22 protein-coding genes and 3 pseudogenes are annotated in these 22,086 nt (G+C 62.3%); 14 read left to right on the forward strand and 11 right to left on the reverse strand.

Annotated features, from left to right (window positions below):
- Positions 1-539 precede the first annotated feature (539 nt).
- The 3 genes and pseudogenes from tatA to G5S42_RS05245 all read right to left on the reverse strand — a co-directional run.
- Positions 540-752: a Sec-independent protein translocase subunit TatA gene (tatA, locus tag G5S42_RS05235; protein WP_176105829.1), complete on the reverse strand. Its 213-nt coding sequence runs from the start codon at positions 750-752 to the stop codon at positions 540-542.
- Positions 753-1,126: 374 nt separating this feature from the next.
- The gene (locus G5S42_RS43760; protein ID WP_217709841.1) at positions 1,127-3,412 is read right to left on the reverse strand and encodes a hypothetical protein; all 2,286 of its coding nucleotides are present in this window, start codon (positions 3,410-3,412) and stop codon (positions 1,127-1,129) included.
- A gap of 660 nt (positions 3,413-4,072) precedes the next feature.
- Positions 4,073-4,303: pseudogene (locus G5S42_RS05245) on the reverse strand (integrase core domain-containing protein); the annotation flags it as partial.
- A gap of 26 nt (positions 4,304-4,329) precedes the next feature.
- Here G5S42_RS05245 and G5S42_RS45680 point away from each other — a divergent pair.
- From G5S42_RS45680 to G5S42_RS05265, 4 genes are all read left to right on the forward strand, one after another.
- Positions 4,330-4,647, forward strand: coding sequence for a DUF5372 family protein (locus tag G5S42_RS45680; protein WP_176110362.1), 318 nt, complete (start codon positions 4,330-4,332; stop codon positions 4,645-4,647).
- 215 nt (positions 4,648-4,862) lie between these two features.
- The gene (locus tag G5S42_RS05255; protein ID WP_312883527.1) at positions 4,863-5,273 is read left to right on the forward strand and encodes a helix-turn-helix domain-containing protein; all 411 of its coding nucleotides are present in this window, start codon (positions 4,863-4,865) and stop codon (positions 5,271-5,273) included.
- A gap of 143 nt (positions 5,274-5,416) precedes the next feature.
- A complete protein-coding gene (locus tag G5S42_RS43765; RefSeq protein WP_217709843.1) occupies positions 5,417-5,560 on the forward strand; it encodes a hypothetical protein in 144 nt (47 codons plus the stop codon).
- Positions 5,557-7,611 carry a recombinase family protein gene (locus G5S42_RS05265; protein WP_176105831.1) on the forward strand — a complete coding sequence of 685 codons (2,055 nt, stop codon included), beginning with the start codon at positions 5,557-5,559 and terminating at the stop codon, positions 7,609-7,611. Before G5S42_RS43765 ends, G5S42_RS05265 begins: the two co-directional genes overlap by 4 nt.
- Before the next feature lie 41 nt (positions 7,612-7,652).
- On the opposite strand, the pseudogene G5S42_RS05270 reads toward G5S42_RS05265, so the two are convergent.
- A pseudogene (locus G5S42_RS05270) lies at positions 7,653-7,787 on the reverse strand (IS481 family transposase); the annotation flags it as partial.
- Between the two features lie 515 nt (positions 7,788-8,302).
- On the opposite strand from G5S42_RS05270, the gene G5S42_RS05275 reads away from it, so the two are divergent.
- Together G5S42_RS05275 and G5S42_RS05280 are read left to right on the forward strand one after the other, a co-directional pair.
- A complete protein-coding gene (locus G5S42_RS05275; protein WP_176105832.1) occupies positions 8,303-8,920 on the forward strand; it encodes a hypothetical protein in 618 nt (205 codons plus the stop codon).
- A gap of 130 nt (positions 8,921-9,050) precedes the next feature.
- Positions 9,051-9,248, forward strand: a pseudogene (locus tag G5S42_RS05280) (IS21 family transposase); the annotation flags it as partial.
- A gap of 453 nt (positions 9,249-9,701) precedes the next feature.
- Here the strand turns inward: G5S42_RS05280 and G5S42_RS05290 are convergent.
- Together G5S42_RS05290 and G5S42_RS05295 are read right to left on the reverse strand one after the other, a co-directional pair.
- Positions 9,702-10,106, reverse strand: coding sequence for a nuclear transport factor 2 family protein (locus G5S42_RS05290; protein ID WP_176110364.1), 405 nt, complete (start codon positions 10,104-10,106; stop codon positions 9,702-9,704).
- 831 nt (positions 10,107-10,937) lie between these two features.
- Positions 10,938-12,005 carry a LysR family transcriptional regulator gene (locus G5S42_RS05295; RefSeq protein ID WP_176105833.1) on the reverse strand — a complete coding sequence of 356 codons (1,068 nt, stop codon included), beginning with the start codon at positions 12,003-12,005 and terminating at the stop codon, positions 10,938-10,940.
- A 24-nt stretch (positions 12,006-12,029) separates the two neighbouring features.
- Between G5S42_RS05295 and G5S42_RS05300 the strand changes: the two genes are divergently transcribed.
- The 4 genes from G5S42_RS05300 (at position 12,030) to G5S42_RS05315 (ending at position 15,316) form a co-directional block, all read left to right on the forward strand.
- The gene (locus tag G5S42_RS05300; protein WP_176105834.1) at positions 12,030-13,523 is read left to right on the forward strand and encodes an aldehyde dehydrogenase family protein; all 1,494 of its coding nucleotides are present in this window, start codon (positions 12,030-12,032) and stop codon (positions 13,521-13,523) included.
- An 18-nt stretch (positions 13,524-13,541) separates the two neighbouring features.
- Entirely contained in the window at positions 13,542-14,204 is a 663-nt protein-coding gene (locus G5S42_RS05305; protein ID WP_176105835.1) for an NADPH-dependent F420 reductase, read from the forward strand.
- An 11-nt stretch (positions 14,205-14,215) separates the two neighbouring features.
- Positions 14,216-14,902, forward strand: coding sequence for an NADPH-dependent F420 reductase (locus G5S42_RS05310; protein WP_176105836.1), 687 nt, complete (start codon positions 14,216-14,218; stop codon positions 14,900-14,902).
- 69 nt (positions 14,903-14,971) lie between these two features.
- Positions 14,972-15,316, forward strand: coding sequence for an ester cyclase (locus tag G5S42_RS05315; protein ID WP_312883528.1), 345 nt, complete (start codon positions 14,972-14,974; stop codon positions 15,314-15,316).
- A 32-nt stretch (positions 15,317-15,348) separates the two neighbouring features.
- Here G5S42_RS05315 and G5S42_RS05320 read toward each other — a convergent pair whose 3' ends face one another.
- Together G5S42_RS05320 and G5S42_RS05325 are read right to left on the reverse strand one after the other, a co-directional pair.
- The gene (locus G5S42_RS05320) at positions 15,349-15,519 is read right to left on the reverse strand and encodes a hypothetical protein (protein WP_217710220.1); all 171 of its coding nucleotides are present in this window, start codon (positions 15,517-15,519) and stop codon (positions 15,349-15,351) included.
- Positions 15,520-15,524: 5 nt separating this feature from the next.
- Complete coding sequence (locus G5S42_RS05325) at positions 15,525-16,430, reverse strand: NmrA family NAD(P)-binding protein (RefSeq protein ID WP_176105839.1); 906 nt, start codon at positions 16,428-16,430, stop codon at positions 15,525-15,527.
- A gap of 229 nt (positions 16,431-16,659) precedes the next feature.
- On the opposite strand from G5S42_RS05325, the gene G5S42_RS05335 reads away from it, so the two are divergent.
- Positions 16,660-17,571: an AraC family transcriptional regulator gene (locus tag G5S42_RS05335; protein ID WP_176105841.1), complete on the forward strand. Its 912-nt coding sequence runs from the start codon at positions 16,660-16,662 to the stop codon at positions 17,569-17,571.
- Positions 17,572-17,605: 34 nt separating this feature from the next.
- Here the strand turns inward: G5S42_RS05335 and G5S42_RS05340 are convergent, their stop codons facing one another.
- The 3 genes from G5S42_RS05340 to G5S42_RS05350 all read right to left on the reverse strand — a co-directional run bounded on the left by G5S42_RS05340 (position 17,606) and on the right by G5S42_RS05350 (position 19,856).
- Positions 17,606-18,457, reverse strand: coding sequence for an anti-sigma factor family protein (locus G5S42_RS05340; protein ID WP_176105842.1), 852 nt, complete (start codon positions 18,455-18,457; stop codon positions 17,606-17,608).
- The gene (locus G5S42_RS05345) at positions 18,454-18,972 is read right to left on the reverse strand and encodes an RNA polymerase sigma factor (RefSeq protein ID WP_176105843.1); all 519 of its coding nucleotides are present in this window, start codon (positions 18,970-18,972) and stop codon (positions 18,454-18,456) included. The genes G5S42_RS05340 and G5S42_RS05345 overlap by 4 nt, the downstream gene beginning before the upstream one ends.
- Before the next feature lie 158 nt (positions 18,973-19,130).
- Positions 19,131-19,856, reverse strand: a complete 726-nt coding sequence (locus G5S42_RS05350) for an anti-sigma factor family protein (RefSeq protein ID WP_176105844.1) — start codon at positions 19,854-19,856, stop codon at positions 19,131-19,133.
- 166 nt (positions 19,857-20,022) lie between these two features.
- Between G5S42_RS05350 and G5S42_RS05355 the strand changes: the two genes are divergently transcribed.
- The 3 genes from G5S42_RS05355 to G5S42_RS05365 all read left to right on the forward strand — a co-directional run bounded on the left by G5S42_RS05355 (position 20,023) and on the right by G5S42_RS05365 (position 22,057).
- Positions 20,023-20,295 carry a DUF4148 domain-containing protein gene (locus G5S42_RS05355; RefSeq protein WP_176105845.1) on the forward strand — a complete coding sequence of 91 codons (273 nt, stop codon included), beginning with the start codon at positions 20,023-20,025 and terminating at the stop codon, positions 20,293-20,295.
- Positions 20,296-20,411: 116 nt separating this feature from the next.
- Complete coding sequence (locus G5S42_RS05360) at positions 20,412-21,521, forward strand: catalase family peroxidase (RefSeq protein ID WP_312883529.1); 1,110 nt, start codon at positions 20,412-20,414, stop codon at positions 21,519-21,521.
- Complete coding sequence (locus G5S42_RS05365; protein ID WP_176105846.1) at positions 21,518-22,057, forward strand: cytochrome b; 540 nt, start codon at positions 21,518-21,520, stop codon at positions 22,055-22,057. The genes G5S42_RS05360 and G5S42_RS05365 overlap by 4 nt, the downstream gene beginning before the upstream one ends.
- The last annotated feature ends 29 nt before the right edge of the window (positions 22,058-22,086 follow it).

Consider the following 22,086-nt stretch of genomic DNA (forward strand, 5'->3'; position numbering starts at 1 on the left):
CCTCCGGCCGCCTGAAGGTCTCCGACCGAAGGGCGACGACCGTCGCCTATTGGCCGGTTGTACCCATTCAGATACGGCGCCACAAAGCTGCCGCTGCCGTAGGGAACGGCGGCTTTCAATGACGGGAGTTGAATGCGTACAACCGGCCACTTTCTGCCGCTCGCCTGAGCCATGCGGTGGTCGTTCGAACGACCCGTCCACTTCGAAACCCGCATGGTGCTCAACCCCAGTTGTCGGCCAGAGCCGACATTGGAGCGGGCTGGATTTTAGGTCAGCAATGTGTGGCGGATTGCCGACGGTGGAGCTATCGAGCGGCCGGACACCTGCTACCTGCATCGCCGGACTCACACTCTCAACCATCAACTGCCTTTGGAGCCGGCACCGCAGGCTCGTTATTGTTCACATTGAGTGGGACGATCTCGGCGCGGCCGCCTGGCAGGATATCGGCGAGATCGGGGCTTGTACCGAGCACACCGCAGAAACGAGCGAATTTCTGTAAACCGGAGGCTGTGGCTCTGGATGCTAATGTGGCGGGTCCGTTACTTCGCGATTACATCCTTCGCCTGAACATCAATCGTCGGCTGGGCCGCGGCTCCATTAGTGGTCGACGGTGACCCACCACCCATGCCTTCCTTGAATGCTTTGAAGGCACCGCCCAGGTCGGAACCGGCGGTACGTAATTTCTTGGTGCCGAAAACAAGCGCAATAATGGCCAGAACGATTAGCCAATGACCGATGCTGAGACTTCCCATATCAAACCTCTAGAACTAGAAAAACGTTGAACGATGACGCGCAGCTTTTCCGCACGTTCCGGAAATTAGTAGCGGGTTCCGGTGTAGCCCCCATTGTCAAGCTCCGAAGCGATCCCGTCTCATTGAGCCATTTGCGGAATCGAAACCGTGATTGCCGCCACCAATGCGTGTCACCCGCAGACTCAAGAAAGCTCCGGTCGTCCCAGCCGTGATTTGCGTTCGCAGCGTTCGAAGCGTTCGCTGCCGACGCAATTGCGGACCTTCTCAAACGCAGAAGCCAGGTGTGAAAACGCTAGCGTTTACGCACATTCGGCATATCGAGACATGCTAGTGCCGTGACGATCGCGAATACCGACTCTGGCGTCCGCATCGGCTCAGGTGTCAGGATTCGCTGCGACGAAGCTCTGGAACGCACCGTAAGTCGGCTGGATCGGTACCAGACTGTTCGAGACGATGCCGAACGTCTGGTCACCACTCGTCAAGTCGTAGTACATCACCGACTGAACCGCAGACGTCTTGCGCGCCGCATAGAATTCGCCGAGTTGCTGACTGACGTAGGTCGCGCGGAACGCTTCGGTATCTTCGGGGGCGGCGTTCCATTCGGAGATGATGAACGGCACTCCATAGCGCGCCTTGCAGTAGATCGGCAGGTTGAAGCCTGGACCGGCACCGTCCGAGCCTACATCGAAGATATCGCCATAAGGCTGGTAGTTGTGCCACGTCGTGATGTCCCAGCGAACCTTAGGGTAACCGCTCGTTCCATCCGGCTGCAGGCCATCCCATAGCATGTCGGAGGCGGCAATATCCGCCACGCAGAAGTTGATGCCGCACCTGGCGTTCGGCTGCACGGATTTGATGCCATCGATCATGCCGCGCATCGCGCCGCGCAACATCGGCCAGTTCGCGTTGTTGAAGTCGCCCCTGCCTGTTCCGGCTGTTGCCGAATTCAGGATGATCGCCCCGTCGCGGGTCAGTTCATTGCCACATTCGTACATCGTGACGCCATACGGCGCCAGCGCCGTGGCAATCGCCGCAGCCCCTGAGAATGAAGCCTGATAGGCCGCCGATTCACTCGTGTACAGGTTGTTGTTTGTGTCACGGAGCCCGTATTCGACGAGCGGGAAAAGCGTCAGTCCGGCGGACTTGAAAGCGCTTGCCAGGGCTACCAACGCGTTTATCTGGGTCGGCGTGTTGAAAACGCCGACGCGATACGTCGTGCATCCTAGCGCACGCAGCGCGCCGACGACCTGCGCGGGCGTAAACGTATAATCGTAGTGCCCGTTGATGCCGTAGAACGCGCCCGGCGTCGCCGCCGCGGCGATACGCGGGTCCGTACACGGTAACCAGTTGCCATTCCATGTCAGGACAGAGAACTGCCCGCCCGTCCCCGACTGGTAGATCATGCCGCCATACCACAACAGCAGGCTCACGTTGGAGGAGGACGGATCCTTGACCTTGTTCTTGTAGATATAGCCGTTCGAAAGCGTCCAGATGTTGCTGGACTTGTCGATGATGTAGGCGGCGGACGGAATCGTCGTGCCGTCTGCCGAAGTGCCGCCAAGGCGCGGATCGATACACGACGTCCATCCCGACCCAAGCCACTGATAGAAATTGCCGCTCGTGTTTTCCTGGTACACGCTGCCGTTGTACCACAGCAGCATTGTGACGTTGTACGAGTAGGGGTCTTTGGTCCCGTTCCTGTAGATATACCCGTTGGAGGTCGTCCACACGATGCCGGAGGCGTCGATAATGGACGTCGCCGGCGGGGTTGTCGTGCCGTTGGCCGAAATATTACCCCCGACGCGCGGATCGACTGAGGGTGTCCAGCCCGTCCCAAGCCATTTGTAGAAATCCCCGCCCGTGTTTTGCTGGTAGACGCTGCCGTTGTACCACAGCAGCAACGCGACGTTGTACGAGTAGGGGTCTTTGATCCCGTTCCTGTAGATATACCCGTTGGAGGTCATCCACACGATGCCGCTGGCGTCGACAATGGACGCCGCAGGCGGGGTTGTCGTGCCGTTGGCCGAAGTGCCCCCGAGGCAGGGATTAGAAGCCGGTGTCCATCCCGACCCAATCCACTGATAGAAATCTCCGCTCGTGTTCTGCTGGTAGACGCTGCCGTTGTACCACAGCAGCATCACGACATTGTACGAGTAGGGGTCTTTGGTCCCGTTCCTGTAGATATACCCGTTGGCGGTCAACCACACACTGCCGCTGGCGTCGACAATGGCGGACGCCGGCGGGGTTGTCGTGCCGTTGGCAGAAGTCGTACCGTTGGCCGCAATAAGACGCGGATCGACAGAGTTTGTCCACCCCGTCCCAAGCCACACATAGTAATCCCCGCTCGTGTTCTGCTGGAAGACGCTGCCGTTGTACCACAGCAGCATTGTGACGTTGTACGAGTAGGGGTCTTTGGTCCCGTTCCTGTAGATATACCCGTTCGAGGTCGTCCACACGATGCCGGAGGCGTCGACAATGGACGCTGCCGGCGGGGTTGCCGTGCCGTTAGGTGAGGTGGATACGCTGGCGTTTGCCTTGGCCGCACTGCTGTTGCTGCCAGGCGCAGTGGCGTCGCTGTTGCTCCCGCCACCGCACGCCACCAGTACATAGCTGCTTGCAGCTGCCGTCAGGCAGCCGAGAAATCGTCGTCGATTGATCACAGAAATAATCCGCAGCCGGAAGACCCGGCCAAATTCAGTTGGTAAGCACTCGAGTCACACGGGTCTGACGTGCGCCAGAAAGTGGTTGCATCTTTTAATTCGGTATGCTTATCAAACCGCTGCAATACGATCGGACGACGGCTCGCAGGCGTTCATCAAGGCGCCGCGTTTTCTATCGAACTGCTTGTCGGAGGGATTTCGATTACCGGAGCGATCCTCACTTGACCTGCCTTTGCGCAGTCAGCGAGCGAATTCGCAAAAAGGGAATAAGTGATAGGGATTCGGTAACAATTACCTTTTGGAGCCTCTCATCAGGTAAGAGATACTACTGGATGTCGGCAGGAAGTGGGCCGGAGGTTAGAGCACGGCGGAAAATAGGCTTATTCTTGCGATAAAAAGGCGCCCGCAGGTTACTTTTTTCGCGGTCTGCGAATTGGAAGCGACGAACGTCCAGAGGGTGGTGGACGATGAGCACTTTTCCACGGGGCGGTCCTGCCTGCTCCGCGGCTGCGACGCTTCCAATTCCTTATCTTTCCAATGATCTTGGGGAGCGTTCAGGGCCGGAAAGTGACCTTGCCCCTGTTTCACGAATCCCATAGCTGAAGTGTGTTAGCTGGAACTCGATCTGACAGGTAGTCTGGGCCGATAGAGAAGACGCGATCAATGGGGAATGAGTTTCTCCCTGGCGAGTTGCAGTGAATCGAGAAAGGGGCGCATCGGGGTCTTGCCGTAACACCATCGTCCCTGATGTTCACGTTCATTGTTGTACTGGTCGAGCCACGCATCAAGATCAGTCTGCAACACGTCTATCGATTCGTAGATCTTCTTTCGGAAGGCCACACGATAGAACTCGTTGAGCATGGTTTTGTGCAGCCGTTCGACGATCCCGTTGGCAAAAGCAGTCAACTGCACGCGATCTGACCGATGAAGCACAGTTATTCCGGGTCACGCATCCCTTCCATCCGTTGTATGGGCGAGAGTTCGCGCTTGCGGATCGGCGCAACACTTGGGGAGAAGACCGCGTCTACTTCCACGACGACCGCGGTGACCTGAAACGTATGCCGGCAGCCTGGACGAGCGCCGCGGCGCCCAATGCATTCGAGACGGTTTCGGCGGGGCGATCGCATTTCCGCATCGAAGATCTGTTGCAGTTGACCATGCTAATTGCGCGGTACAGAGAAACAAGCAGACAAGCCAAAAGGCGGGCAGGCAGGCGCAAGCTGTCAAGCAAATAATGCCATATGTGTAAAATAAATTATGCCATTTTCAGAAACCGATGTGCTTCGTCTCGGACCAGAATAAGTGTCTATCCGTTCTTCTACGGGGAGTGCCTGACGGAGTTCTCGAAAATCACCTTGACATCGGCTATATATGGGCATAATTTACATTACATATGACTCGTACACGAAAGCCCGATCCCAAACTCACTGCTCTCGAAGAGAGTGGCACGGTGAATCCGCGCCCTCATGACATCGATGATCCTGCCTTCATTGACAGCGACTTCTTCGATCCCCGGGATCTGGTTCAAGTCCGATACGAAATGCTGCGACGCGTACGCGTCGAAGGGCAAACCGTCGCGGATGCCGCCGCACACTTCGGAGTCAGCCGGCCGACCTTCTACAAGGCGCAGGCCGACTTCGAGCGCGATGGCCTGGCCGGTCTGCTGCCGGTCAAGCGCGGCCCACACGGACCTCACAAGATCACCGATGAGGTGATGCGCTTCATCGAAGAAGCGCGCGTGACTCACGCTGAGCCGGAAGTGCAGGAGCTGGTTGATCTGATTGCGGAACAGTTTGGCCTGGCGGTGCATCGACGCACCGTGGAACGCGCCCTGGCGCGTTTGAAAAAAAAACTACGGTAAATCCTCCCGTAACGGCGCGCGATACCCAGTCCCTGAGCCAAAGCTACGAGATCTTGCGGCAGGAGGCTCTCGAGCCCGGCGGAGGTGGTCCCACTCTGATGCGTGGCCGTGCGCTGTTCATGTTCAAAGGCATGGCGATCTGGATGAAGTCTGTGACCGAAGCGTTTCCGTTTAGTCCATTACCGGTTGCGCGCCCGAGTGGGCTGAACCTGCCTGCCGGTCTCGAACAGAATCTGGTCGCCGTCGTGGCGACGATGGCAATTGCGACAGCGGAGGTGATGGCATGACCGATCAGACGCACGCGAAAGTTCAGGCCCGGCATCTGAAGAGAAACGCCTACCTGTATGTCAGGCAGTCTACGTTGCGACAGCTGTTTGAGAATACCGAGAGCACCGAGCGCCAATACAACCTGCGACAACGCGCGATTGCGCTCGGATGGCGCACTGATCAGGTGGTCGTCATCGACTCGGACCTCGGACTGTCTGGCGCGTCCTCGGTTGATCGCCAGGGGTTCCAGCGCCTGGTCGCTGAGGTGAGCCTGGGCCGCGCCGGAATTGTGATGGGGCTCGAAGTGTCGCGCCTGGCGCGCAACTCCACCGACTGGCATCGGCTACTAGAAATTTGCGCACTGGCCGACTGTCTGATCCTTGACGAGGATGGCGTCTACGATCCCGCGCACTTCAATGACCGATTGCTGCTTGGCCTGAAGGGCACGATGAGCGAGGCTGAATTGCACGTCATGCGGGCACGACTGCGCGGCGGCATCCTCAATAAGGCACGTCGCGGCGAGCTGGAGACGCGCTTGCCCATCGGCTTTGTCTACGACACCGAATCGCGCGTTCGTCTGGATCCCGACGCACGTATCCAGGAAAGCATCCGTCATCTCTTCCGCACGTTTCGGCGCACCGGTTCGGCCACTGCAACCGTCAAGGCCTTTCGTGAGCAGGGCCTTCTGTTCCCGCATCGGGTCCATCACGGAGTTCGCAAAGATGATGTGCTGTGGAGCGAGCTCGAGCACTCACGCGTACTGTGGGTTCTGCATCATCCGCGGTACGCAGGTGCGTACTGCTTCGGGCGCACGCGCTATCGAAACCATCCCGATGGGCAGAAAGTCTCCGCCCGGCTGCCCTCTGCGGAATGGCTGTCGCTGATTCCCGACGCCCACGAGGCTTATGTGAGCTGGGAAGAGTTTGAACAGAATGTTCAGGTGTTGCGCGAGAATGCTCACGCACTGGGCATCGATCGGGAAAGAGGGGCACCACGTGAGGGCCCGGCGCTGTTGCAGGGCCTGGCGATATGTGCCAGATGCGGTGAGCGGATGACAGTGCGCTATCACGTCAAGGGCACACACAGGGTGCCGGACTACATGTGCCAGCGCCACGGCGTCAAACATGGGCGGCCGGTGTGCCAGCATGTTCACGGTGGCGAGCTTGACAAGGCCATCGGCAGGCTGCTCGTGGAGACAGTCACGCCGGTCACGCTTGAAGTCGCGCTTGCGGTACAGGAAGAACTCGAGAGCCGTTCTGACGAGCGCGACCGACTGCACCGCCAGGAGTTCGAACGAGCACGCTACGAGGCCGATCTGGCGCGGCGCCGCTATATGCAAGTGGATCCAGCGAATCGATTGGTCGCGGACTCGCTTGAATCGGAATGGAATCAGGCGCTACGCGCTCTTACCGAAGCTCAGGATCACTACGAAAAGCAGCGCGAAGCTGATCGCGCAGGACTTAACGATAAACAGCGTGCGAACATCATGACACTCGCCAGAGACTTCCCTCGTCTATGGAACGATCCGCGCACACCGGATCGCGAGCGAAAGCGCATGGCGCGACTGCTCATCGCCGACGCGACTTTGCTCAAGGGTGCAGACATCTGCGTTCAGATACGCTTTAATGGCGGCGCCACGCATACGCTACATGTGCCGCTGTCCAAGCCGGCGTGGATATTGCGGCAAACCCCTCGCGCAGTCATTGCCGAAATGGACCGGCTTCTCAACGAGTACACCGAGAGTGAAACGGCAGAGCAGCTTAACCGTCAGGGGCTCGCCTCCGGCTGGGGCAAGCGGTTTACTTCCAGAATGATCACGCGGCTTCGACTATCCCACAAGCTACCCAGTCATCATGACAGGCTGCGCGCACGCGGAATGCTCACCCTGGACGAGATCGCAGAGCGGTTGAACGTGATGCCGACGACAATCAAGACATGGCGTCGTGCAGGCCTGCTTATAGCGCATCGCTACGACGACAAGGGCGGCTATCTCTTCGAACCGCCCGGCGCCGAAGCGCCGGTGAAATTCCAGCACCAGGGAAAGACCCGTGGCCGACGCTCGGCCGCATAAACACCAACTCAACCGACCTATGAGGTGCACTATGCAGCGCAGCCCTTGGTCTGCGGCGACTTGGCCTTGGTACGAGTGTGATCGATATCCTCCACGGCCAGATACAGCTCATATTCGTGATGCTCGGGATTGCCGCAGTGTTCCGTGCCGCGATCGGTCAGCACACGCAGCAGTGGGACAGATACGCTGTTGTTGAATAAAAAGATTGCGAGGACAACCTCTTTGCGTACCTCTAGAACCGTTTTTTTACTTGTCCTCGTTATGTTCGTTTTCCAACACAACACAAACAACACAACAGGTTTTTTCCCAACGCGCGTACTAAAAACATATGGCCCATCTATCATCTTCCTTGCACTATCAAAAAATGACAAGGCCCTATGAGAGACCCTGCCGTGAGCAAGTTCGCAAAACTGTCGACGTTCGTTGTGTCCGCAACGAAGCGCCCGGAACTGCCGGAAGATCATACGGGGAGTAGCAGCTGGCCAGATTCCCGAAGCTTTGTCGAGCAGTAGCCGCGACGCTCACCAGCCGGACTGACGATTAGAACGGTAGAGTCGGCAAGCCGTTAAATGCAACCGTCGGCACAGTGGGCTCTGGTCGGAAATTGGAAGGCCACGCGCCTCAAAAAACGATCACCGACCGCCGGGCAGGAGTCGGTCCGCGAAACCCTCATAAGGAAGTGAGGCCCGTCATGAACATGCTTACCATCACCGCTCGCCAGCTCTTGTTATATAGCCACACCCTCGTCTTCGCCTTCGCCATCGCGCGCGTGTTGCGGGAAGACGTGGCGCTGCTCACCGCTCGGCGCATTGATGCCGTCAGACTGGAAGCCACCGGACGTACCATTCCAGGGTTGCTCGGCCTGCTCTGGATAACGGGCGTCGCTATGATCCTGCTTGGCACCGGCTTACATATGGCTGTGCTGGTCTCCAAGCCGAAGCTGGCTGCAAAGCTGACAGTGGTATGCCTGCTGACGGCGAACGGCTTGCTGCTGCATCGAGTCGCGTTTCCGATGCTGACCACACCGCAGCGTCGCCCACGTCGGGCGGCGACGATATGCGTCTTGTTGGGGGCCATCAGTTCGGTGTCGTGGCTCTATGCGTCTTTTGTAGGCGTGGCGCGCCTTATCGCCCCGGCGATGTCCTATACGGCCTTTCTAGCCTTGTACGGGGTGGGGCTGCTGGGCGGGATCGGGACTGCGTTGGCGGTGGCGCGGCCGCGTGTGGAGCGGCTATTGGCTCCGTTGTCCGGCGGGGACGTGGTTGCCGGTTCGGCGCCAGCCGGACGATTGAGCTTGCCGCCTTTTTAGCTCGACCCTGAAATAGCGCCGCACGCAACGCCATCCGGTCGTCCAGGTCGAGCGCGGGCTTGGCGATCTACGTCTCAAGAAGCCACTCGCGTTAAAGGAGTTGCTGCGCGCGATAGATGAAATAAGCTGTGAGTACGCCTTCATCGGCGGTCTGCGGCGCCGTCTCGAAGTCGCCCACGTCAAACTGAACGCCAGCCGCGCCTTCTGGCTGATCGCATATCCCACACGGAGTCACGAGATGTTGTTCGATGCGCACGCACGCGCATTTGCCGCGTTCGGCGGCGTGCCGCGTCGCGGCATCTACGACAACATGAAGACCGCCGTGGACACCCACCATTGCCACATCGTTGAAACAGGCAATGAATCGTGGCGCTTCAGGACCAGTTCTGCCAAAGCAAAAACGACGAGAAAGAGAGTTTCAAAGACGATAATGCGGTGGAAGTTCGGCACGTTGTAATTCGTTCCCGCGCTGCCTGCCGGCGTGCATTGCGCTTCGCGCAAAGCACCACCGATGTATTCGCGATGTATCCCTGCCGTCGCGCTGCGCGGGTCATCCCGCCCGATGCAGCTTCGTGGCTACCGTGCCGGCGTGACGCTTAACGCGTCGGGGTCCCTTCGCCGCTTTGCGGTGACGCCCCCTCGCTATGGGCCGGGCAACACCTGATCCGCGTTCTTGTTGCGGAGATGGACAGCCTTCCGCGTTGCGCTAAATCGCCGGGACTAGGTCGAATTCGGCATCCAGATTTGCCATACGTGATCTAACCTTGTAGGCCAATGATCTCTATGGCCGATGGGCCGCCGCTTCACGCGCCGTGTCGTGGTATTCCTTGAATTTTGTGACTCTTCCGTTTTCGATTGTGAAGACGTGAGCCCACTCATCTTCATACGTAATGCCAGTTGAATTTACGCGCCAGCGCTGGACCCCAAGCACGACCACCTTGTCTTCGCTGGCAATAAAATCGAGAGGTTCGAATCGTTCGGCAGTCTGAGTCGCAGCAAGCGCACTGAAGAATTCCGCGACCTCCTGAGGGCCGTGCCTTCTGCCGGCGAATGGGATGATTTCAGTGGGCCCAGGTATGAACCAGTCGACATTATCGGCGAGCGTTTTCAGGACGCCCTCGATATCGGCCTTGCTGAATGCATCGTATGCCTGCTGCACCAATTGAACGTTGAGTTGCTCGATCATCGCGCCTCCCATAATCGCCATTTGGAGATCTTCCAGCATCGCAGCGGAATCGAGATCCGTACAAGATCATCATAGTTGTGTCACCGAAATCGTGCTCGCCAAGCAGCAAAAATCTTAGAACCTGCTGGACGCTCCAGGCTCATGGATGGCTGTCGGAATCCTGACAGCCGCCGTCGAGGTCCGGCCGGGTCGAGAGGCAGAGATGGGTCGTGAAGACTCGTTCGCATTCCCCGGAAGGCGACATTCGCCGGCACCTGGTTGCCAACGACAGCAAAGGGACATGCAGCAGCCACACGGCGCCTGACCGGCGAGCGTCCGCATTGGCCGACCAGCCGCCGGCAGGCTCAAGGCAGCTGTGACCTGACGGTATCGCTGGCGGCATCAACCTCCGAAGTCATCTGGAGATGCAAGGCTTGGACGATCTTTCTTAAGCGCGCGGAGCTGATTTTCCGATGCGGCCCACCTAAGGCCGTTGAGTGCCGGGGGGGAATGCCGGTATCGCTGACGGGATCGGCGGCCGCTATGGGACCCGAATTAGGCCCAGCATTGGGTTTGCGGCGGGTTGTTGTCAATTGAGTGGGTGTTGGATCTGCTCCGAACGTGTTTTGCTTTGGGACTGCCTCCCCGTCATGCCGCGACAGGTTCGCCACCTTCGGGTCGTCTGTCGTGAAACGCAACACTAATTAGCCTAGGAACCGCAACGGAACTCAGCGCAGGTTTTGGCGTAGGTTTGTTGGCAGAGGCCTGTTGGGCAAGGCCGCTTCACTACTTCGACGAGAACGAATAGAGAAAATTGGGAAAGGACCGCTCCCCGTTCCGTCGCCCGGCAGCCTACCCGGGAGCCTGTGTTTCCGCCTGCGTGGCCTGCTGCCGCCGTCCGATCGCGATCGCGCGCTTCACCGGTTCGCTTTCCCGCACTTCCGCCACGACAAATTCAACAAATGCCGTGACGCGTGGCGGCAGATGCCTGCGAGCGGGGTAGTAGACGCAGATGTCGCTGCGCCGCTCGGCGCATCCCGGCAGTACATGCTTCAGTCTGCCGGCGTAGATCAACGGCGCCGCGTGATGTGCGCCCAACAGGGCGATGCCACAGCCCGCGACGGCGAGTTCGGTCAAGGCCTCGGTGTCCGTCACGACCAGGCGGGAGCGAGGCTGAAGCACGATCTCGCTCGTGCGCGCCTGAAACTTCCACGTCTGAATTCGTCCGGTATTCGGCGAACGAAACGAAATAAGCTCGTGGTGCTCCAGCTCTTCGACGGACGAGGGCTCCCCATGCCGTTCAAGGTATGCCGGCGCCGCGCAGAGAATCAACGTCAACGGTGCGAGCGTTCGCGCGACCACACTCGAATCCGTATCCTTGAGCTGACCGATCGCGCAGTCATAGCCCTCCGAAATCAGGTCCACGCGGCGATTATCGAAACGCAGATCGAGCTCGATCAGGGGGAAGCGCTCCCTGAATCGGCCCAGCACGGGCAGCAGCGCCGCGCGACTGAATGCGATCGGCAACGATACCTTCACGGGTCCGCTCAACTGCGTTTCGTCGGATGACAACGTCGTGATTGCGTCCTCGATCTGCTGCGTCGGCTGCCGCACCTGCGCGTAAAGCCGCCGCCCTTGCTCGGTGACCGACAGGTGCCGCGTGGTCCGCTGAAACAGCCGGCAGCCGACCAGCGCCTCGAGCATGCCAATCTGTTTGCTCACAGCGCCGGGTGTGACCCCGAGCTGGCGGCCGGCGGCCGAGAAATTCGCCAGATCGACCGTCGCGGTAAACGTCTTCAATGCCCGCAAGAGGTCAATCGAGCTGGCTCCGTCCGCTTTCATTTTGCACCTCCGCTCACAACTGTTTTCTCTCCGGGTAGCATAGACGAGCACTGCCCCGGCGCTGAAAATGGTCTCCACTTGGCAACAGTCAGGAGGTCGATCATGGTCCAGGAATCGACGGCGCTCCCGCGGCGCAAGTGCATGCCGCGCGGTCAGCTTCTCATCGACGGCAACTGGCGTGACGCATCCGACGGCTCGACCCTTTCGAGCATTGATCCGACCACCGAAGGGACGGTCGTGGAGTTCGCGAAGGCGACTGTGACGGACGCCGACGCGGCGGTCAAAGCAGCACGCAGGGCATTCGAGACGGGCGCCTGGCGGCGCATGCATCATGAAGCGCGGGCAAGAATCCTGTTTCGCGTGGCCGACCTGCTCGAAGAGCGGGCGGAAGATTTCGCGTTGCGTGAATCGATGGATATGGGCATGCCGTACCGCGATTTCGTCGACGTCATCATGCCCCACTGCGCGGGCCTTTTCCGCTTCTTCGGCGGGATCGCGATGCACGCGATGGGAGGCGCCTATCGCACGTCATACGAACCACACATCCGTATCCTGACGCGTCGCGAACCGCTAGGCGTGGTCGCAGCGATCACGCCTTTCAATTTTCCGCTGGCGCTCACCTGCTCGAAAGTTGCGCCGGCGTTGGCAGCCGGCAACACCCTCGTGCACAAGCCGGCGTCCGACACGCCGCTGACCGCGCTCGCGCTCGCTCAGGTGATGCTCGATGCAGGGGTGCCGGAAGGCGTCTACAACCTGATCACGGGACCCGGCGGATCGCTCGGCGACGCGCTCGTGAAACACCCGCTCGTCGACAAGATCGCCTTTACCGGTTCGACCGCTGTCGGCCAGACGATTATGCGCAACGGCGCGGACACGCTGAAACACACGACGATGGAGCTCGGTGGCAAGTCGCCGAACATCGTGTTTGCAGATGCCGATGTGGATACGGCAGTCCAGACGGCCTTCTGGGGTGTCTTCTGGAACAAGGGCGAAGTCTGCGTCGCCGGTTCGCGATTGCTCGTGGAGCGGCCGGTCTACGACGAGGTCGTCGAAAAGCTGGCGCGGATGGCGCAGGCCGCCGTGCTGGGCGATCCGCTCGATCCGCGCACACAGGTCGGGCCGATTGCGTCGAGAGCGGAATTCGACAAGGTGCAGCGGTACGTCGACGCCGGCAAGTCATCGGCGGCCCGCCTCGTAGCCGGTGGCGGCACCCGCCGGATCAACGGCAAGGGGCTCTTCATCGAGCCCACGGTGTTCGCCGACGCGACGAGCGATATGGCCATCAGCCGCGAGGAGATTTTCGGACCGGTGCTGCCGGTCATTCCGTTCCAGGGCGAACAGGAGGCCGTGCGCATCGCGAATGACACGCCGTATGGGCTCGCCTCAGGCATCCAGACTCGCGATCTGGGCCGCGCATTGCGGCTCGCGGATCGCATCGAGGCCGGCACGGTCTGGATCAACACCTGGCACAAGTACCACCCGAGCGGACCCTTCGGCGGCTACAAGATGTCAGGCTACGGCCGCGAGCAAGGTGCCGAAGCGCTCGAGAGCTATACGCAATACAAGTCCATCTGGGCAAACATTTCGCAGGCCTGACGATAGGGGGGCTCGACCATGAAAATCGGCATCATCGGTGGGGGAAATGTCGGAACCGGTCTCACGAAGCATCTGCTCGGCAAAGGGCACTCAGTGATGCTGAGTTTCAGTCTCGACACAGAGAAGCTCCGGGCAACGGCGGCGGAGCTGGGCGCGGAGGTCGGCAGTGTCGCCGAAGCGGTGCGATTCGCTGATGTCTCGGTGCTGGCGACGCCCTGGGGCGCCGCGGCCGACGCGCTCGCGCAGGTCGGCACGCCACCCGGGCGGAAGGTGTTGTGGGACTGTACCAATGCGCTGAGGCCCGACATGAGTGGTCTCGTCGTCGGCACGACGACTTCCGGCGCCGAAGAGATCGCAAAGCTCGCCCCCTGGGCAACAGTGGTCAAGGCCATCCCGCCTTTCGCGGAGTTGCTGCATTCGACGGAAGTAAGGGTCGGTGGCGAGCGGGTAGGTGTGTTTGTCTGCGGCGACGACGCAAACGCGCGGACGGTCGTCGCGCAACTGGTTGGCGACATCGGCGCCGAGCCGATCGACGCCGGGCCCCTCACGCTTGCGCGCTACACTGAACCTGCCGCCATGCTGCTCGTACAACTCGCATACACACGCGGGTTCGGCACGAGAATCGGCTTCTCGTTATTGCGCGATATAGCGGAAAACGTGCCTGGCGGCGCGCGTTCCTGATCGCGCAGGTGATGCTGGCGATCGCCGGCGGAGGAGAGGGTGAAATGAAAGTTGGTGTATTGGGTTCAGGTGATGTCGGGCGGGCACTGGCGGCAGGTTTTCTCAAGCATGGGCACGAACCGATGCTGGGTACGCGCACGCCCGGCAAGAACGACGTGCAGGAATGGGCGCGCAATCACGCCGGCGCAAGGACCGGTACGTTCGACGAGGCCGCCCGCTTCGGCGACATCGTGGTGCTGGCAGTCCTTGGCCGCATTGCGGGAAACGTGATCGAGCTTGCGGGAGCGGACAATCTCGCCGGCAAGACCCTGATCGACGCCACCAATCCGCTCGCCGATGAACCACCGGTCAACGGCGTGCTGAGATATACGACAGGTCCGAACGAATCAGTCGGCGAGCAGATTCAGGCCCAGATTCCTCGTACGCACGTGGTCAAGGCATTCAACAGCGTCGGTAATGCGCTGATGGTGGATCCGCAGTTCCCGCAAGGAACGCCGACCATGTTCCTCTGCGGCAACGACGAACAGGCGAAGGAACGGGTTGCCGCGATCATCCGCGAGTTCGGCTGGGAACCCTACGACTGCGGAAGCATTGTCTCGGCTCGCGCGCTCGAACCGCTTTGCATGCTGTGGTGTCTACCGGGCTTCCTGCGCAACGAATGGCGGCATGCGTTCAAGCTATTGACCAGCGAGGGGTGAGCCATGCAGCCATTACCCGTGCCACCGGCAGGCGATCCGGGATTCACGCTTGAAGAAATGAAGCAGTTCGTGATCGAGCACTTCGAGAACTTCGTGAACCGGAAGAAAGCGGAAGTTGCGCGGCAGAACCTGAGCGTCGATTTCCTCGACCACGACGAACCGTCAGGTCCCCAGGTCGGCCCCGAAGCCGCGATTGAGATGATGACGGAGCTTTACAAAAAATGGCCGGACCTGCATGTCACTGTCGAAGACATCCTCGCTGAGCGGGACAAGGTGATGGTCAGAAACACCTGGCGCGCGACCGACGCGGCGTCCGGACAGAAGATCGAGTTCCACGGCTTCGTCCTGTGGCGATTTGCGAATCGCAGGATTGTCGAGAGATGGGCCACGGTGACCGCGCCGCGCGCAGTGTGACAAAAGCCGCAGTAAGCCGGAACGCCAGCAACCTAGAACACGCCGAAATCGTCGTTGCTATCGGGAATCGCGGCGAGCAGGTTCGCAAGCGCGCGGCAGCCGATCAGGCTCGAAAGCGTTATCGCCGCGCGCAGCCACCACTCGGCGCGTGAGTCTGGGTACGCCGCTGCTCGCGCCACGCCGTCCGCTTGCCGGACGTCCACGCAGCTCACCGCGCCGCCGCTTGCGTACCGCCCACGCGCGATAGCAGCGCCTCCAATACTTGTCGCAACGTCGTGGCGCCGAAGCGTCGCTCGCTCACGTTCGCCTCCACGTCGATGCGGCCAGCGTTGTGCGCGTCGTACAGATCGACGATCAATTGCGCGTGACGCTCGCCGAGCCCGGCGCCGCGCAGCACGCCACCCCATTGGTCGCGCGGCACCCGCTGGGCGATCACCGGCCGCTCCGACAGTTCCGCCAGGGTGCGCGCGACGTCGAGCGCGCTCACCCGTTCTTTCGCTTCGATACTGACCACCCGCGGCGTCTCGCGCGATGGCGCTTCATCGAGCAGCAACTGCGCGGCAAGCGCGCCGACGTCCTCGGCGGCGACGGTCGGAAACAGCTTGTCGAGCGGATCATGCAGACTCGGCAGCATGCCCCGGCCGAGCGCGACCGGCAGCACGCGCGCCCAGTTGTGCATGTGCTCGGCGGCGCGCAGCAAGATCAGCGATGACGCGACGTTGCGCAACTGCGTTTCGAGGTAGTGGAACAGCGTCGTGATGCCGGTGCCGTCCGAGTGCTCGGCGCCGTAGTCGGATAGCGCGAGGAGCCGCGGCGGCGCGGCCGTGCGCAAGGCGGCGACGCCCGCGTCGATGATGCGCCGCATGGCGGCCGCGGGATCGTCATGCGCACGCGGGACTGGACAGAGCCATTGCACCGCCTGCGCGCCGTCGATCGCGCGCGCGACCGATTCCGCGTCGTTGAGGTCGGCGCGCGCGATCTCGCAGCCGATTGCCGCGAGCGCTTCCGCTTGGGTTGCGTCGCGCACCACCGCGCGTACTGGTTGGCCCGCGCGACGCAAGGCGGCTGCGCTCGCCTGTCCCACATGACCGGCCGCTCCGAAAATGACGAACACGTTGTGCTCCTTGTGAGGATCGCTATGGCGTGATGGTAGGGACGCGGTGCCCGCGAGGCGCTCAGATCCGGATGACATTGCGCAGATATGGATGATTTTTTACTGCGATGTCGCGCGGATCGCGTTGGCGGTTGGCGTGTTACGAAATTCCGTCACGCCGGCGAAGCCGCCGAAAACACCGCACAATGCAGGTTTCTCGCCGTCATTCAAGTCACTCAGGAGACAAGCGATGAATGCCGTCACCCCGATTCCCGCGCCTGCGCCGCACAGCGGCTCGCGCATCGCCGTACGCACCAGCAGGGCGCTCGGCTGGCATGGTTTCGGTGCGGATCTGGTCAACGTGTCGGCCGGTTTGCATCGGATGCCGGCGTTCGTCCATCACCGTGTGGGAGTGCACGTCGGCGCGCCGGTGACCGCGCGCTGTCTGTGCGATGCGCGCCGCCATACGCGGATTCAGGCGCACGGCGACGCGGACGTGATCCCCGCGGGGCTCGAAGGTCAGTGGAGCGATGATGCCGCCTGCACGATTTTCAGCGTCTGGTTTGCCGAGGACTTCGCGCGACGGACCGTCGAGCAACTCGCATTGAAACCGGCCGACGCGCAGCTGCGTCCGCGCTTCCAGATGCGCGACGCGCGCTTTCAGCATCTCGCCTGGGCGCTGCGCGCGGAGCTCGAAGCGGACGATGCATCCGATCCGCTGTACGCCGAAAGTCTGTGCACGGCGATGCTGGTGCGTCTGATCGGCGTCGAACCGCTGCCCGCCAACCGGCGGCGGACGCTGGCGCCGCGTACGGCCGCGCGCGTGATCGAGTTTATCGACGCGCATCTCGATCAGCGTTTGACGCTCGACGAGCTCGCCATGCAGGCACAACTGAGCGTGCCGCATTTCAAGGTGCTGTTTCGCGACACGCTCGGTGTGCCCGTGCATCAGTACGTGGTACAGCGCAGGGTGGAGCGCGCGCGAACGCTGCTGCTGCAAGGACGCCTCAGCGCAAGCCAGATCGCGCTCGAGACGGGCTTTGCGCATCAGAGCCATATGGCGCACTGGATGTCGCGTTTGCTGGGTGCAACGCCGCGTGAACTGCGCGTCGCCGCGCGCGATGACGCGGTGACGTCGGAGCAGGCGAAGACACTACGTTGATGCGCGGAACCGCGCGGCGCGGAACGCATTCGATTCAACCATGCGCCGCACCCGTCAACTGCGCATAGACATCATGCGCGAGCTGCAACAGCTCGTTGCGATCGATTCCGCCCGACACCGCATAGCCAAAATCGCCGTCGACCCAATAGAACACGTTGACGGGCCCCGCCTGATACAGCTTGAACGCCGTTGTATTCGCGTTCTCGCGGCGATGCGAGATGCACAGCGTGACACGCTCGCCGTTCGGTCCGCGATACATGAACTGCGCGGTCGGTCCGTCGTCGCCGGGCAGCAGGCGGCCGCCCGACAGCATGAAACCGCTCTTCGACAGCATCGGCGGATGGACCTCGGTGCCGAGCCGGTCCGCGAGCCATTGCACGAAGTCCTGCTCGTGATCGGCGCTCATGTCGCTCGGCCGGTCGATCGCCGGCATGTAGACGACATGCGCGACCGCCGCCCGGCGCGCGAAACCCTCGGCGCTGGTCGCGCTGACCGCACGATCGCCGGCTTGGGTGTCGGCCCGGGTATCGGTTCGATCGATCGGAACGGGTGGAATCAGATCGTTCCTGTGCATGCCGATGCCTAGGCCGAGCACGAGCGCGGCAGCCATGCCCGCGAACTGCGCGGCATAACGCGGCCAGTTCGCGGCCGCCCGCGAGCGGCGCGGCGCGACGGTCTGCAGACGCTTCGGCACGGGCTCGCTGAGCACGCGGTCGTAGCGCTCGTGAAGCAGCCCATTGAGAGAAAAGTAATCGCTGACGCGCGCGGCCAGCTCCGGATTCTGTTCGAGCGCGCGCTCGACCTCGTCACGGCGCTCGCCGGACAGCGTGCCGTCCACGTACGCGTGCAAGTCTTCTTCGCCGATCGGCATTTGCGGCTCGCTCATCGCACCACCTGTAATTTCGCACCGGGCTGGGCGCCCGCCATCAAAGCTCGCAGCCGTTCGCGTCCGCGCGACAGCCGCGACATCACCGTACCGATCGGAATGTTCAGCGCGAGCGCGACGTCGGCATAGCTCATCTCCTCGAGACCGACCAGCAGCACCACCTCGCGCTGTTCGACCGGCAGCCGCTGCAGCGCGTAGTCGAGGTCGCGCATTTCGAGCGAACGCGTCTGGCCCGACGGCACCGAGAGCTCGCTTTCGGCGATGCTGTCGTCATCGACCGCGACGTGGACCGCGCGCGCCGCCGCCTTGCGCGCCTGATTCGCGAACACGTTGTGCATGATCGTGAACAGCCATGCGCGCAGATCGGTGCCCGGCTGGAACAGACGGGTGCGGCCGAGCGCGCGCTCGAGCGTGTCCTGCACGAGATCGTCGGCGAGCTCGCGATTGTTGATCAGCGCCCGCGCATAGCGCCGCAGACGCGGCACGTGCTCGATCAGCTCGTCACGGACATCCATGGTCGGTCCCGGTCAGGGGGCGTGGGGGTGGCATCGGCTTCACTCGCGTCGGTATCGATACGCACCGGGCCGGTCGCGGAAGCTTCCGTCGCGCGATGCGTTCGTACTGCAAACACCTGTCAGTGCATTTTATTCCGCGAGGGCCGCGCGCACCGGCGTCAGCGCGCGGTCATCAGATCGGCGGCGCGCATCAGGCCGTGGGTGCGCGCATCGCCCGCGACGACGAAACGCTGCCGCCGCGCGGTCCACGTCAACAGCCGCAATTCGCCGATGCGGCGCGCGGCCCACTGCGGCTCTTCGCGCGCAAACGGCGCCGCCGCCGACAGCACCACCACCGGCTGCTGATCGCCGTTCAGATAGACGAGCTCGTCCACGCGCTGCAATGGCCCGAGCCGCAGCACGCGTTGCTCGACGAGGCGCAGGCCGACCGCGCCGAGATCCGGCGCGGCCGGATCGGCGCGCGTTGGCGATGCCGACGAAAAGGGCCGCGCGCTGGCTTCGGCGAGCGCCATCACGGCGGCGTTGTCGAGTGCTTGTGCCGATACCTGCGCCGCCGCGAGCCAGCCGCTGACGGCGATCACCATCAGCGCGAGGCCTATGAACGCGACGAGCGTTCGACGCGCGGGACCGGCCGGTTGCGCGCGCATGCGAAGCCGGCGCGATCCGCGCAGGTACTCATGCGCGGGCTCCTCAGTGGTCTGAAACGTCGCCTGGATCTGTGCGTTCAAGCGGTCGTAAAAGGCCACCCGCCGTGCTTCCGCCGGATGCTTGTTGAGATAGTCGCGCAGCGCCGCGGCACGTTCGGGCGTCAGCGTGCCGTCGGCATAGGCCTGGATGTCGTCTTCGGACGGAGGAGTGCCGGACGGGCGATGAGTCGAGGTCATGGTGATGCGCGGTGTTGACTGCTGCTATCCAAGTGCAAACACAGGCGCTTGCGCATTTATTCCCCGCGCCGGCGATGTTTTTTTCACGCGGCGAATACAGGAATAAACGCTGCGGACTCGTGGTTCTCCCTGGTGCGAACCCGCACAACACTCACTGGAGTCGATCATGAAAAAGCTTTCGTTCGTCGCTTTGTCGTTCGTCGTTCTGGCCGCTTCGTCGAGCGCGTTTGCGCAGGCCAAGACACGCGCTCAGGTGTACCAGGAATTGATCGAGGCCCAGCAGAACGGTCTCGACTACGTCACCGACGCGTCGTACCCCGACGTCAGTCCCGTGTTCGCACGTCAGGTCGAGCAGCACAAGATTGCGCTTGCCACGCAAGCGGCGGCCGCCGCGAGCCACGTCGCGAACTCGGGCGCGCCAGCTGTTGGCACCCGTTGAAGCATCGGCCACCGGCGCGCGAATGGGGTTTGAACGGGCGCGCCGGTGCCGGATGGAATAGATCGTTGCGCGGCGTGTTTGCCCGTACGTTGGTATCCATCCGGCAAGGAGTCTCCGTGACACAACCCTCCCGACCCAAACCTCATCCCCCCGGCTCCGGCCCGCGGCCGATCTGCGTGCCATGCCGGCTCGCCGCGATCGGCGCGGTCGTGCTCGCGCTTGCGGGCGGCTTCGCGTACACCGCGGGCTGGCTCACGCCCGCGCGTCTCACCGCTCCGCGCATCATCGATACGTTCGAAGCAGTCGCGGGCCAGCATCCCGGCTATCGACGCAATCACGCCAAAGGCCTATGCGTGGACGGCTATTTCGACAGCAACGGCAATGGCGCGGCGCTGTCGCACGCGGCAGTGTTCGCGCCGGGCCGCACGCCGGTGTCGGGCCGCTTCGCGGTGCCCGGCGGCAATCCGTCCGCACCCGATACGAGCTCGCCGGTGCGCAGTCTCGCGCTGCAGTTCCGGCTTCACGATGGCGAACAGTGGCGTACCGGCATGAACTCGACGCCGGTGTTCGCGGTGCACACGCCCGCGCAGTTTTATCAGCAGTTGCTGGCCTCGAAGCCCGACCCCGCGACCGGCAAACCGGACCCCGCGAAGCTGAAGGCGTTCTACGCGGCCAATCCCGAAACGCAGCCGTTCCAGCGCTGGGTCAAGTCGCACGCGCCGTCGTCGAGCCTCGCGAACGCCGCGTACTACGGTATCGACGCGTTTCTGTTTACCGATGCTCACGGCACGACGCGCGCGGTGCGCTGGGCCGTCGTGCCAGATACGCCATACGCGCCGATCACCGCCGAGCAACAGGCCGAAAAGAACTTCCTCGCCGCCGATCTCGACGAGCGTCTGCAACACGGGCCCTTGCGCTGGCATCTGATATTGACCGTCGCGCAGCCGGGCGACCCGACGAACGACGCGACGCTGCAATGGCCCGAGGACCGTCAGCGCATCGACGCGGGGACGCTCGTGATCGAACGCACGGCGTCGCAGGAAGACGGCGCCTGCCGCGACGTCAACTTCGATCCGACGATCGTGCCGGCCGGCATCGCGCCATCGGATGATCCGCTGCTCGCCGCGCGCTCGGCGGCCTACGCGCAGTCGTTTCAACGCCGCACGCGCGAGGAGGCGCTGCATCCCGAGCTCCATCGAACCCAGCCAAACGGAGAGCACTCATGACCGGCGATCGCACTCACTTCAGTCCGCTCGCGCGGCTGCTGCACTGGACGATGGCGCCGCTGATCGTCGCGATGCTGTTCATCGGCGTGGGCATGGTCGCGACGGTATCGCGCACCCACGATGCGTTGGTCGCGCTGCATCGGCCGCTCGGCATCGCGTTGCTGCTGCTCGTGCTGGTGCGGCTCGCGGTGCGCGTGATGCGCGGCAGTCCGCCATTGCCCACGCGCATGTCGAAGCCGCAGCGAATCGCGGCGCATGCGTCGCACGTCGTGCTGTACGGGCTGATGCTCGCGATGCCGCTGATCGGCTGGGCGATGCTGTCGGCGGCCGGCTATCCGGTCACGCTGTTAGGTCCGCTGCATCTGCCGCCGATCGCACCGCACGACGTCGCGCTGTTCGCGCTGCTGCGCGCGCTGCATACGTGGCTCGCGTTCGCGTTGTTCGCAACGGTGCTGCTGCATCTGGCGGCGGCGTTGCTGCATGGGCTGATCCTGCGCGACGGGGTGTGGGGCAGCATGGCCCGCGCAGGACGCTGATCCCGGCCGAACCGGCCGCGCCGCGGCTC

The organism is Paraburkholderia youngii, from assembly GCF_013366925.1.
Lineage (GTDB): Bacteria > Pseudomonadota > Gammaproteobacteria > Burkholderiales > Burkholderiaceae > Paraburkholderia > Paraburkholderia youngii.